Origin of the sequence: Sphingopyxis sp. QXT-31 (assembly GCF_001984035.1) — a bacterium.
GTDB lineage: Bacteria > Pseudomonadota > Alphaproteobacteria > Sphingomonadales > Sphingomonadaceae > Sphingopyxis.
In genome coordinates this window covers 411,904-423,930 of the sequence record NZ_CP019449.1, presented here as the reverse complement: position 1 = coordinate 423,930, position 12,027 = coordinate 411,904, and the positions used below count along the sequence as shown (strand labels likewise).

Annotated in this window: 15 protein-coding genes; 5 read left to right on the top strand and 10 right to left on the bottom strand. The window is 67.0% G+C overall.

Translation table 11 applies throughout. The features are described 5' to 3' along the window. Positions 1-15 precede the first annotated feature (15 nt). The 5 genes from BWQ93_RS02105 to BWQ93_RS21015 all read right to left on the bottom strand — a co-directional run bounded on the left by BWQ93_RS02105 (position 16) and on the right by BWQ93_RS21015 (position 4,534). The gene (locus tag BWQ93_RS02105) at positions 16-945 is read right to left on the bottom strand and encodes a HEPN domain-containing protein (protein WP_077029078.1); all 930 of its coding nucleotides are present in this window, start codon (positions 943-945) and stop codon (positions 16-18) included. Positions 946-1,030: 85 nt separating this feature from the next. Continuing rightward, positions 1,031-1,354 (bottom strand): DUF736 domain-containing protein, encoded by a 324-nt coding sequence (locus BWQ93_RS02100; RefSeq protein ID WP_077029077.1) that lies wholly within the window; start codon positions 1,352-1,354, stop codon positions 1,031-1,033. Between the two features lie 300 nt (positions 1,355-1,654). Next, positions 1,655-2,458 (bottom strand): hypothetical protein, encoded by an 804-nt coding sequence (locus BWQ93_RS02095; protein ID WP_077029076.1) that lies wholly within the window; start codon positions 2,456-2,458, stop codon positions 1,655-1,657. Between the two features lie 131 nt (positions 2,459-2,589). Continuing rightward, positions 2,590-2,847, bottom strand: a complete 258-nt coding sequence (locus BWQ93_RS02090; RefSeq protein WP_077029075.1) for a DUF5818 domain-containing protein — start codon at positions 2,845-2,847, stop codon at positions 2,590-2,592. Positions 2,848-3,013: 166 nt separating this feature from the next. Continuing rightward, positions 3,014-4,534 (bottom strand): PAS domain S-box protein, encoded by a 1,521-nt coding sequence (locus tag BWQ93_RS21015; protein ID WP_232314705.1) that lies wholly within the window; start codon positions 4,532-4,534, stop codon positions 3,014-3,016. A 218-nt stretch (positions 4,535-4,752) separates the two neighbouring features. Between BWQ93_RS21015 and BWQ93_RS02080 the strand changes: the two genes are divergently transcribed. After that, positions 4,753-5,145: a response regulator gene (locus BWQ93_RS02080; protein WP_077029073.1), complete on the top strand. Its 393-nt coding sequence runs from the start codon at positions 4,753-4,755 to the stop codon at positions 5,143-5,145. Between the two features lie 67 nt (positions 5,146-5,212). On the opposite strand, the gene BWQ93_RS02075 is transcribed toward BWQ93_RS02080, so the two are convergent. From BWQ93_RS02075 to BWQ93_RS02055, 5 genes are all read right to left on the bottom strand, one after another. Further along, entirely contained in the window at positions 5,213-5,470 is a 258-nt protein-coding gene (locus BWQ93_RS02075) for a hypothetical protein (RefSeq protein ID WP_156878094.1), read from the bottom strand. Positions 5,471-5,810: 340 nt separating this feature from the next. After that, on the bottom strand, positions 5,811-6,773 hold the full coding sequence (locus tag BWQ93_RS02070; protein ID WP_077032147.1) for an NAD(P)/FAD-dependent oxidoreductase: 963 nt from the start codon (positions 6,771-6,773) through the stop codon (positions 5,811-5,813). A 26-nt stretch (positions 6,774-6,799) separates the two neighbouring features. Then, positions 6,800-7,495, bottom strand: coding sequence for an MgtC/SapB family protein (locus BWQ93_RS02065; RefSeq protein WP_077029071.1), 696 nt, complete (start codon positions 7,493-7,495; stop codon positions 6,800-6,802). Beyond that, positions 7,488-8,369 carry an NAD(P)H-hydrate dehydratase gene (locus tag BWQ93_RS02060; protein ID WP_232314704.1) on the bottom strand — a complete coding sequence of 294 codons (882 nt, stop codon included), beginning with the start codon at positions 8,367-8,369 and terminating at the stop codon, positions 7,488-7,490. Before BWQ93_RS02060 ends, BWQ93_RS02065 begins: the two co-directional genes overlap by 8 nt. Beyond that, positions 8,362-9,123 carry a histidine phosphatase family protein gene (locus tag BWQ93_RS02055; RefSeq protein WP_077029069.1) on the bottom strand — a complete coding sequence of 254 codons (762 nt, stop codon included), beginning with the start codon at positions 9,121-9,123 and terminating at the stop codon, positions 8,362-8,364. The genes BWQ93_RS02060 and BWQ93_RS02055 overlap by 8 nt, the downstream gene beginning before the upstream one ends. A 294-nt stretch (positions 9,124-9,417) precedes the next feature. Between BWQ93_RS02055 and BWQ93_RS02050 the strand changes: the two genes are divergently transcribed. The 4 genes from BWQ93_RS02050 to BWQ93_RS02040 all read left to right on the top strand — a co-directional run bounded on the left by BWQ93_RS02050 (position 9,418) and on the right by BWQ93_RS02040 (position 12,022). Beyond that, a complete protein-coding gene (locus BWQ93_RS02050; RefSeq protein WP_077029068.1) occupies positions 9,418-10,164 on the top strand; it encodes an HAD-IIB family hydrolase in 747 nt (248 codons plus the stop codon). A gap of 307 nt (positions 10,165-10,471) precedes the next feature. Then, positions 10,472-10,615 carry a hypothetical protein gene (locus BWQ93_RS20610; RefSeq protein ID WP_156344034.1) on the top strand — a complete coding sequence of 48 codons (144 nt, stop codon included), beginning with the start codon at positions 10,472-10,474 and terminating at the stop codon, positions 10,613-10,615. Positions 10,616-10,727: 112 nt separating this feature from the next. Continuing rightward, a complete protein-coding gene (locus BWQ93_RS02045; RefSeq protein WP_083720504.1) occupies positions 10,728-11,303 on the top strand; it encodes a DUF4142 domain-containing protein in 576 nt (191 codons plus the stop codon). A gap of 140 nt (positions 11,304-11,443) precedes the next feature. After that, positions 11,444-12,022 carry a DUF1989 domain-containing protein gene (locus BWQ93_RS02040; RefSeq protein ID WP_056350133.1) on the top strand — a complete coding sequence of 193 codons (579 nt, stop codon included), beginning with the start codon at positions 11,444-11,446 and terminating at the stop codon, positions 12,020-12,022. Positions 12,023-12,027: the final 5 nt, after the last annotated feature.

Genomic DNA, 12,027 nt, shown 5'->3' with positions numbered 1-12,027 from the left:
AACGGTCGAGCCCTATCAGCCTGCCTGTTTTGCAGTGGATTCCAGCAGAGCGATCCGCTCGGCGCAAACCGATTCCACCACCTTTGCCAGTTCTCTGACGCGTTCGCCGAGCCAGGAAAGCTCATCCTCGGAAATGCGATAATGCTTCGAGTAGCGCGCCTTGATGTAAGCTTCCTTGAGCTTCTCAAAACGTGAACGATCGATCTTCGCCTCTCGCGGCCACGCTTCTGCTAGCCGGGGATCGATCCGCTCGGCCTGCGTTCTTAGAAACGCAAGGTTGTGGACGTGCGGTGAATAGAACGAACAGACCAGAAGCGCGCAGTTGTAATAACGTTCGGTGGCCTGATGCAGGTTGAAAGCCGCCTCCTTTAGACCGCGCTCCGAGATCAAAAATTCCGACGCGCGTTTGAAGCGCCCGGCACTATGAAACCACTCGTCAAAATATTCCCGCGCCATCTCCAGCGCCGCATGCGGCGTCTTCGGCTGTGGCTCGGCAAGCTCACTGTCCTCGGCTTCGTACAGCGCGATCCCGTCGCGCGCGACGTCCATGAAGAAATAGCGGCCCTGCGACAGCCCGGAGTTCACTTCATCGAGACTGTGCACGATGAAATTCACCGGCGTCCGCAGCGTCTTCGTTACCGACAGCTCGCGAATGAGGCGGTCGTCGAGCTTAGACCAATAGTCGGCGCGATCGGTCAGCCGCTTGTCGTTGACGATGATCAGCAGGTCATAGTCCGACTGATAGCCCTTGGCGGTGTGCGGCTCGTCGACCCAGCCGCCGCGAGCATAGCTGCCGTAGAGAATGATCTTCGAGATGCGGCCCTTCTTCTTCCAGCCCTGCGTCGCGAGCGCCAGCGCATCCTCGAATTCCTCGAAAACGATCTCGACGACGCGCTCGAGTTCGCGCTGCTTGTGCGGGGGAAGATGGTCGATATCGCTCTTCATCGTCGTCACCCTATCAAGGCGGCGGCTCCCGCGCACCAGCTATTGCAGCCAGTGCGAGGATAAGCCGCATGTTTGTCGAACGCAGTCAGTCGGCGGGGTTCCAGAGCAGCGCATAAGCATCGGGATTGTCCTGCCCTGCCGCGCGAGCAAGGTTCGCATAAAGGCGCCGCTGACCGAACTCGGGGGCTTCGAGCGCGAGCGACACGTAGCGCCGCTCGGACACAGCTGCGAGGCGCACCCATCCCGCGCCGATCTCGACGTCGTCGGCATAGACGCGGTAGTCGGGCTGCACCTCGCTCCCCTTGCCGCGGTTGATGCGAATTTCGATCGGCACCCGGATCGAGAGGGTGCGAAGTTCGCCGACAAAGCCCTTCTCGATCGTGCCGCTGACGAAGCCGATGGCGCCCATGATGTGTCTCCTGCCGTTGCCCGCGAGCCCGTCCCGCGGCGCAGAAAGGCAGCCGGGCGCCGCCAGGCACCGGCGCACCCGGAGGGCCGCAACGGCAGTGGAGGACGGGCGAAGCCCGTTGCGCCGGGGCCGCGCCCCGGCAGACGCCTCAAGCGCGGGTCGGGATCGCGGCTGGCCGCAGGGACGCGGCGACGCCCGGTGCCCCTCGCCGTAAGAAGGCGCCGATCGGGCGCTGAACCTCGGAAAAGGTCGAAATCAAACCGACTGCGGCGAAGATGCTCAAGCGCCCCCGGGACAGATTTACGATCTCGAGCCGGACCAATGGTGCGCGCCGCCGTCGCGCCAGCCCAGCGAAATTCCGATCAGCACGAGGATCGCCGCGATCGCTGCCGCCACCGCGACGGCAGCCGCCTCCTGCCCGCCGGCTGCGATGATCGCTGCCAGCGCCCAAAGGAAGACGAGCGCGAAAGGCGGATTGCCCTTGCCCCGCGCAAGGGCCGCGGCCGCGATCAGACCGCCGACGACGATAATCGCGGCGGAGATGAGCGGCGCGACATCGGGCAGAGCGTCGACGCCATAATAGCGCAACGTGGCGGCGACATTGACGATCGAGGCTGCGGTCAACCAGGAAGCGAGCGCCGACAGCGGCAGGATGGCGCCCCAGCGCTCGGCCACCGAGAAGGACGCGGTCCAGGTGGCGATACGGCGATAGGCGATAAGGATCGAGACGAGCGAGCCGAAAATGATGAGGGTCGATACCGCGTCGATGTCGCCGAGCTGCACCCAGGTGGCCCAGAGCGCGTTGCCGAGGAAGGCCCCGGCCGCCGACCAGCGCAGCGCAGCGAACAACGCGCTATCGCGCCCCGCAGCGGTGAACTGGAGAAGCGCAAAAACCAGCGATCCGAGATAAAGCGCGCCCCAGATCGAGAAGGCCCAGCCCGCGGGTGTTATCAGCGTCTGCACGGCGTCCGAACGCTCGCCGACCGGCGTGCCGATCCCCATCACCGGCAAAAGGGCAGCTCCGATCTGCGCCAGCGCACAGAGAAGGACGACGATACGCGCCGGATCGGCAGCGGGTGCGGGGGTGGCGATGGTCTGGGTCATGCAGCTCGAACCGGCATTACGCCACTTTGTTCCGCGGCTTCAGCCGAACAAAATTGAGAGGCATGCGGACGTAGGCGGACATCCGGCTTTGCAAGCCTGTCCCCACGCAGCTTGGGCCGGAAGCGGCGCGACTATGCTTCGAGCGGCAAGCCGCTGTCCGGAAGAGCACCACCGGGCGCTACGGCGCCTTCCGGGGCGACGCCGTCGACCTCGACAAGATCCTCGCCGACGAGCGTGCCCGTGATGCGCACGCGCTTCTCGACATGATCGACGGGGGTGCGGCGAAGGTCGAGCCGCCAGCGGCCGCCGAGATCGCGGCGAAGCGCAAAGCCGCCTGCCACCCGCAGCAGCGTCCCCGACTCGTCGATGCGTGATCCGATTCCCGCCATGGCTACGCCTTAACCGAGCCGCGCCCGACTCGCCAGCCACGAGCAAGGCTTGAGACGCCCACCTGCGAACCGCTCCCTTCGACCATCGACCCTCGGCCCGCACCTTCGATCCTCGACCCACGAACCGCGCGAACCTCGCGCGATCCCGCCGCGCCCGCGATGCTGGTCATGCAGGAAGCTCAAGGGTGCAGCAAACACCCTCGGGCCGGAACTCGATCGCGGCGCTGCCGCCCTGCCCGCGGAGCGCCCGTTCGAGCATTCGCGTGCCGAAGCCCGTGCGCGCGGGAGGCGCGACGGGGGGACCGGCCTGCTCGCTCCAGCGCAGGCGGAGCCGATCCCGACCGTTCTCGTTCACCATGTCCCACTCGACCGCGACCGTGCCGGCATCGCCCGACAGCGCCCCATATTTGACCGCATTGGTCCCGAGTTCGTGCAGCGCCATCGCCGCGAGCAGCGCCCTCGACGCCGGCACCTCGGCGTCCGGCCCCGCGAGGCTGATGCGGCCCGGCTTCATCTTGTCGAAGGCGTGGAGCGCGCGCTCGATCATTTCGCCGGCCGACACGGTGCCCCAGTGGCGTTCGGTGAGGAGGTCGTGCGCGTCGGAGAGGGCGCGGACGCGCGCCTCGAACGACTCGCGCTCAGTAGCCGGCGTCTCGCGAAACGTCTGTGCGGCAATCGCCTGGACCATCGCGAGCGTGTTCTTCACCCGGTGGCGCATTTCGGCGAGGGTGAGCTGGAGCTCCTCTTCGGCCCTCACGCGCGCCGCGATCTCGACGCGCGCCGCCTCGTGAAGATGGGCGTTGTCCATCGCCACCGCAGCCTGCGCAGCCACGGCCTCGACAAGCTCCTCGACCTCGGCATTGAACATGGCGGGCTCGTCATGGCCAAAGAAAAGACCGCCGAGCACCGCGCCCGAGCGCGACATCACGGGAACCGCGAGATAGCTCACGACGGGCAGATGCCCTTCTGGCATGCCGTGGTGCGGCGCGCTCAGGCCGTAGCGCGGATCCTTGCGGATATCGTCGGACCGGATCGTCCCCGCTCCGCGGAACGTCGGGTCGAAGACGGCGGTATTGCGCGGCATGCCGAAGCGCTCGAACGCCTCGCGCGGCGCGCCGGAGAGCGAGAAGAGCAGATAGCTTTCGCCCTCGTCGCCCAGCACATTGTAAAAGAAGGCGCCGAAGCGCGCACCGCTGAGCTCGGTCGCGATATCGGTCACCGCCTGGACGATCCGTTCGAGGTCGAGATCCTGCGAGACGAGGAGGGCGGCGCGATTGAGGTGGGTCAGCCGCTCGGCCTGGCTGGCGAGCTGCGCCTCGACCGCCTTTCGTTCCGAAATGTGGCGCGCGATCTTCGAGGCGCCGATGATCGTGCCGTCGGCGCGGCGCACCGGCGACACGGTGATCGAGAGATCGACGAGACTGCCGTCCTTGCGCCGCCGCGCCGTCTCGAAAGGCGGAACGCGCTCGCCGGCGCGAATGCGCTCGATGATCGCGGTTTCTTCGCTGCGGCGTTCCTCGGGGATGAGGGTGATGATCGAGCGGCCGACGATCTCGTCGGCACAATAGCCGAACATGCGTTCGGCCGCGGGATTCCAGCTGGTGATGATACCATCGAGCGTCTTGCTGACGATCGCATCGTCCGACCCGTCGACAAGCGCCGCGAGGTGCGCAGCACTTTCGCGCACGGCTAAGCCCCCTTGAGCCGCTTCGTCCTCGATCAGCATCTCACGCATATGGCATGGTCTCTGCCCCTCCGATGGCCCCTGCGTTCCCGAAAGGGGATTCGCTATCGCAAAGAAACCCTTGAGTGGTTGATGCGTTCCGCCGAGACTGCCATGCGCCCAGCCGTGACGCCGAGCGACCTCTCAACTTCGATCCATGTTTCAGGGCGAAAGTCATCAGCGTGCCAAACCCGTCCCCCGCCCCTCTCTGCACGGCCATCGTCGCCGAAGACGAATGGCTCGTCCGCATCGACATCGTCGAGGCGCTCGAGGCAGCCGGGTTCGCGGTTCGCGAGGTCGAAACCGCCGAGGACGCACTGCTCCTGATCGGCGAGGAGCGACCGCATATTCTCGTGACCGATATCCGGCTTGCCGGCGCTCTCGACGGATGGAGCCTCGCGGAAGCCTATCGCGCGCTTCATCCGGGCGGCGGCGTCGTCTATGCCTCGGCCAATGTGCCGCTTGCCGATCGACAGGTCGAGGGCAGCTTCTTCTTCTCGAAACCCGTGCTGATGAGCGCGCTCGTCGATGCATGCCTCGGCCTCTGCGCCGGGCAAGACGGCCGGCCCGCCTGAGGCGGGCAAGCGGGCGTCATCCACCTGTCACGCGTCCATCGCGCGCCCGTCACCTCCGCAGCGCGGGTCAGGCGGCGGCCGCCCCTGACTGAGCAGAGGACCCCGCGGTGCCTTGGGATGGGGGGAGGCCGTGCAGTTTCCAGAGATTGGCTTCGGTCTTGCTCATGCGAACGAGAAGCTGCTCGCCGTCCCATAGTTCGACCTCGGCACTGCCGCGATCGTTGAGCGCGAACTGGAAGGCCTGATAGGCGTCGGGGGCGCGAAATTCGACGCGGCGCGGCTCGCGCGCATCCTCGCCATGAAAAAGAAGATGAAAAAGGCGCATGACATGCTCCATTCCTGTTCCGGAGCAAGCGCGACCCTGCTCTCAGCACCCAATGATCGGCAGGCCTCATGTAAAGGGCGGGCTGCAAAATGAGGCAGCCGCAAGAGACGCCGACGAGGGTGGGACTCAGCCACTTCTGCATAGCAGATTTGGGACCCCAAGGCGCGAAAATCGTGATGATCGAGATCAATCCTGCACGCGCTGCGGCGGGCTGGGCCCCATCTGCCCGTCGCGTCACCAGGTCATCGAGGCCGGTTTTGCCGAACGACTATGTGGGCCGAACGCGCCCGGCCGAGCAGCTTTCGTGCATCCGTCGAAACGATAGCCTGCCCCTTGCCTTTCAGTGCTGGTCCGCCATTACATGCCCTTCGACACGGCGCAGCCAGTTGTGAAGCCGCGTCGCAGCCGCCGCGCCATGGCCCGTCGCGGTGCTGATCTGGTCGAGCCCGGCGAGAACATCGCCGGCGCCGTAGACGCCGGGCATCAAGGGCTCGGCAAAGGCATCGGCCGGCAGGCAGCGATTGGCGTCGCCTTGGAGACCGAGCCCCGCCAGCAATTCGCTGCGCGGTTCGGACCCGAGCGCCGGATAGAGGGTGTCGAAGAAAAGCGCGTCCTCTGCACCCTCCAGCTGCACCGCTATGCGTCTGTCCCGGTGCGCGAGGCGAAGCAGCTGCCGCTCCTCGATCCGCACGTCGCTGGCCGCGAGTTCGGCACGCTGCGCGGGCGTGAGCTCGACCTGCCACTTGGGGATGAGGGTCACATCGTCGGTATATTGCCTCAGGAACATCGCCTCGGCGGCGCCATGAAGGTCCGACCCGAGTACGGCGATCTTGCGCCCGCGATGCTCAAATCCGTCGCAGATCGGGCAGTAGCGCAGCGCGCCGCTCCGGACGGCGGCGTCATGGTCGCCGCTATCGAGCACCGCCTCGTTGGTGATGACGCCGGTCGCGAGAATGAGCCCGCGCGCCGACAGGCGGCGGCCGTCCTCGAGCCGCGCCGCGAAGGGGGCACCGCCGGCGCCTGCGGACAGACAGTCGACGCGCGCCAATTCGATTTCGGCACCGTATCTCTCTGCCTGATCGGTGAGCCGCGCGACGAGATCGGCTCCCGATATTCCGTCGGGAAATCCGGGCACGTTCCAGGCCATCGGCGCGCCAAGCGCGCGCGAGCGTCCGTCGTGGAGCACGAGGGTGCGGCGGCGATAGCGCGCAAGGTAGAGAGCGGCGGTGAGCCCTCCGGGTCCCGCGCCGATGACGAGCGCATCATAAGCGGGCTCGCCCGAAGGGTCGCGGCCAGCGGGCATGCCCGCGCCCGTTCCGGCCCCACCCTTCATCCCTGCTGCGGCCTGATGTCAAAGGCGGCGATGCGATCGTCCTCGCTGAGCGCCGCCGCCAGCGCATCGGCACATTCCTCGCCATAGCCTGCGGCGATGGCGGTAAAACCGGGCGCGCCGCCGGCGCGGCGCTGTTCGACGGTGATCGCCTTGAGGCCATGTTCGCCGAGCAGGGCGATGACCTCGGCCGAGGCGATGCTCGTTCCCGCCCGATAGTCGAGCGTGATATGCGCGATGCGCCGCTGCGGCGCGTGGCGCTCGGTCCAGGTGACGGCAGCGAGCACGAGGAAGGTCGCGACGCCGCCGAAGATGGCGAGTTCGTAGAAGCCGACCCCGAACAGGATGCCGAGTGTCGCGGTCATCCAGAGCGATGCAGCGGTGGTGAGCCCGCGGACATTGAGCCCCTCGCGAAAGATCACGCCCCCGCACAGGAAGCCGATCCCGGTGAGCACGCCATGCGCCATGCGCACGGGATCGATGCGCACGACCTCGGTCGGCGTGTCGGTGAGCCATTCCATCTGGTGAACGGCCGACAGCATGAGGAGACAGCAGGACAGCGCGACGAGGATATGGGTGCGCAGACCCGCCGGGCTCGCGCGATATTCGCGCTCGCCGCCGATAATCGCGCCGGCGATGACCGCCCCCGCGATCGGCAGCAGGAGATCGGGGTCGAGGCGATCGAGCTCAGACACCGCGCATCAGCCCCGGGACGAGCGGCAGCAGCTCGCGCGCAAGATAGCCGAGCGGCCCCATGGTTTCGCCGAGCCGCCGCCCCGCTTCGCCGTGCAGCCAGATGCCCCAGGCGGACGCCTGCAGGGGCGAGAGGCCTTGCGCGCCGAGCCCGGCGATGAGGCCCGCCAGCACGTCGCCCGAGCCGCTGACGGCAAGGCCGAGCCCGCCGCCCGCATAAGCCAGGCAGCTCCCCTCGGCGATGAGATGGCTCGTCGCGCCCTTGACCATCACCGCCGCGCCGAAGCGGTCGGCCGCCTTGCCGAGCGACGCGAGCGGGTCGCTTGCGACCTCCTCTTTCGCTACATCGAGCATCGCGGCAAGTTCGCCTTCGTGCGGGGTGAGGATTGTGTGCGCGGCGCGCGGCCGGATCGCATCCGAATGTGCGGCCGCTGCGCGCAGCGCGACGGCGTCGAGGAGGAGGAAGATGTCCTCGGGCAGCGCCGGCAGCAGGGCTTCGAGCAAGGTCCGGACGATGTCGGCGTCGATCATCGCGGGCCCGAAGACGACGGCGTCGTGCAGCGCCACCTCGGCGAGCAGCAGTTCGGCCGCCTCGGGCGCAATCTCGCCCGCTTCGGTTTCGGGGAGCGCGACGACGGCGCAGGCCGGAAAGGCGATGCCGATCGGGATCGCCGCCGAGGCGATCGTCGCGATCGTCACCTTGCCCGCCCCGGCGCGGAACGCCGCCTCGGCGGTGAGCAGCATGCCGCCTGGCACCCGGCGGCAACCGCCGATCACGAGCACCCGGCCGCGGCCGTTCTTGTCGACATTGTCATGATGATCGGGAAGCGGATGCGCCTTGAGCCAGGTGGTGTCGAGCGGGGTTGCCTCAGCCACGCGCGGCCACCATCGCATCGGGTTCGCGGGTGACCGGGACTTCGCCCTCCATTGGCGCAGTCACATTGTAGCGCGACAGGACGAGGTTGCCGTCGCGGCCCACGTCCGCGTCGAAACGATATTCGGTGATCGCGCAATTGGCGACGTCGCCCTCGCTGTCGATTGCCAATATCTCGGCCTCTCCCAGATTTTCGATGATGGTGCGCAGGCAAAGGACGACCACCTGGTGCGCGACGATCATCACGCGCAGCCCGCCATAGTGGAGCGAGACCGTGTCGAGGAGCGAGCGGAGGCGCAGGATCACATCGCACCAGCTCTCACCGCCCGGCGGGCGGTGATAGAATTTGCCAAGCGCCAGCCGGAATTCGGCCTGATCGGGATGCGCCGCCTCGATGCCTCGGCGCGTGAGGCCGTCGAGGATGCCGAACTCCTTCTCGCGCAGCCGCTCGTCGATGCAGATTTTCTCGTCGGCCGCGCAGCCTCCTGCGCCGCGAAAGATTTCGGCGGTCTGCACGGCCCGGACATAGGGCGAGGCGAGCATGATCTCGGGGCGGCCGTCTTCTTCGCCCGCTGCGAACCAGGCGCCGAGCGCCTGTGCCTGTTGCTCGCCCAGCGCGGAGAGGGGCACATCGACATCGCGGTGGTCGAGCGCAATGCGCAGGTCACCCGCCGCGTCGGCGGCATCGCGCGCGACATTGCCCGCGCTTTGGCCGTGGCGAACCACCCAGAGCACCGAAGGCCAGCGCGGGGTCATCGAATGGTCTTCCTCGTCATCGAGACGCTAACGCCTCCAAAGCCGAACTCGTTGCGTTAGGCTCGCGGGTCGCCCAGCGACCGGCCCCGACCTTGCCGCGGCCGCGGCATGCCGACAACGACGGCCCGCCACCCGTCCCCGCCACGCCCGCTCCCGCCGTGCTCTCGCCCCGCCTTTGACATTTTGCCTGGGAGGTAGGTCGGGGCGAGGTGCCCGCAGGAACTTCGAGAGGCTTCAGGCGATTGGGATGCTTTGTCGGCTCAGCGTCGGCGACAGCGAACAGAGGAGACAATCATGAAGAAACTCGTCGCCTTCGATCTCGATGGAACCCTGGCGGAAAGCAAGCAGCCGCTCGCCCCCGAGATGGGCACGGCGATCGCGACGCTCCTGGGCGTCGCCGAGGTCGCGGTGATTTCGGGCGGCGACTGGCCGCAATTCGACAAGCAGGTCGCGAGCCGACTTCCGGCAGACGCCGATCGGGGCCGGCTCTGGCTGATGCCGACGACGGGCACGAAGCTTTTCGTCCACCGCGGCGGCGGCTGGACGCCGCTTTATGCCGAGCTGTTCAGCGACGAGGAAAAGGCGCGCATCCTCGCCGCCTTCGACGCGTCGCTCGAGGCGACGAGGTTCGTTCCCGAGGAAGTCTGGGGCGATCGCATCGAGGACCGCGGCAGCCAGATCACTTTCTCGGCGCTCGGCCAGCAGGCGCCGATCGCCGCCAAGGAAGTCTGGGATCCCGACTTCGCGAAGCGGCGGATCATCCAGGCGGATCTCGGCGAGCGGCTCCCGGGCCTGTCGATCAACATGGGCGGCGCGACTTCGATCGACGTCACGCGCGAGGGCGTCGACAAGGGCTATGGACTAAAGAAGCTGAGCGCCGAGAGCGGAATCGCGCTCGGCGACATGATCTTCATCGGCGACGCGATCTTTCCGGGCGGCAACGACTATCCGGCGAAGCTGCTCGGGCTCGACACGGTGCGCGTGCGCGACCCCAGGGAGACGATCGCGGTGATCGAGGCGATCGTCGCCTGCCTCGGTTGAAGGTGCGTCAGGCGACCGCGAGCCGCGCCGCGCGCCGGGCCCTTTTTGGCCGCACCGGCGACGCGCCGCCGCCCTCCCGCACGCATGATAAGTCCGGCGAAGCGCCGAACGCGCCTGCCCGCCTCACCCAACGCCAGGCGCCCGCGCCGTCGCGAAAGGCGGCCGGAACGCGCACGGCGCCCCGGACCGTTGCGGCACGCCAAAAGCGTATAACTTCGATCAACCCGGCTCCTCTTTCACGCAACAAGCCGGACAAGCGCGGGGTTTCCATATTGGCCCGCCTCGGGCCGCATGGAAAGGATGCGTCATGGCACAGAATGACAAGAAAGACGGCAAGCAGCAGGGCAGCTCGTCCGGCAAGGGCAGCCAGCAGCAGCAGGACGGCGGCAAGAGCCAGTCGGGAGCCGACAAGCAGTCGGGAAGCAAGGATCAGGGCAAACAGCGCAGCTGACCTTCGCCCCCGCTTTCCGGGTGAAAGACCGGGCCGCGCGCGCCGCGGCCCGGTCTTGCATGCGGAAAAGCCGGGAGGCCGAAGCGCAGAAGATCATTTGAGGAGAGACGAGATGAAGACATGGATTGGAGCCGCGGCGATCACCGCGATCGTCGCGGGATGCGGCGGACCCGATACGCGCGACGAGGAGCAAGCCGCCGCGTCTGCTGACACGGCCGTTGTGGCACCCGAGCCCGGTCCGGCCGCCGCAACGCCGGCGCAAGCAGTCAGCACGGCCGATTATATCGCGCAGGCGGGTGCCGGCGACCTCTGGGAGATCGAATCGTCGAAAGCCCTGCTCGCCAAATCGAAAGATGCAAAGGTCAGGGCCTTTGCCGAGATGATGATCGACAATCACGGAAAATCGACCGCGAAAGTGAAGGCGGCCGCCGCGAGCGCCGGGGTCCAGGCGCCGGCACCGACACTTGCTCCCGACCAGGAGAAGATGCTGGCGGACATCAAGGCCGCCGATGCCGCGGGCATCGACAAAATCTATCTCGACCACCAGAAGACCGCGCATGGTGCGGCACTGGCGCTGCACCAAGGCTATGCTGCCTCGGGCGAGGCGGTCGCACTCAAGCAGGCGGCAGCAGAGATTGTGCCGGTGGTGGAAGCGCACCGAGCCGAACTCGGCAAGCTGGCCCCCTGACAGAGGCTCGGAACCGGCGTTCAAAGCCGCCGCGCGATTAGCGCGGCGGCTTTCGCTCGCCGCATTTCGTCCTCCTCCCGGCAACCGCTTCATGACATCTTAGTTCATTCCCGCCGCACCTTCTCAGTTCAGGAGCATTCATGACCGACCGGATCGCGCCCCGCAGCGGCGTCGCCTTCACGCTTCCCAAGGACAAGATTCTCTGCGTGACCGACCCCGAGGGCGGCCAGGTCGGCGACCTTCTTGCGTTTCGTGCGGCGGATCCCCGCGAAGCGATCTCGAACGGGCGGACGTTCGACTATGAAGAGACGATCCGGCTGACGACCGGCAACCGCTTGTGGTCGAACCGGTCAAACGCGCTGCTCGAGATCGTCGAGGATAGCTGCGGGGTGCATGATTTTCTGCTGACGCCGTGCAGCGAGGCGACCTTTCGCCATTTCTACGCCGACAAGCCCGTTCACCGCGGCTGCTTCGGCAATCTGGCCGAAGCGCTCGAGCCATATGGGATTGCTGCCGACGCCATTCCCGTCGCGTTCAACCTGTTCATGAATGTGCCGGTCGGCAGCGACGGCAAGATCCGCGTCCTTCCGCCGACGACGAAGGCCGGTGACTTCATACGGCTTCGCGCGCTCGACGACCTGATCGTCGGGCTCACCGCCTGCTCGGCCTACGACAGCTGCGGCGGCAGCTTCAAGCCGATCGACTACCGGATCGAGTGAACGGC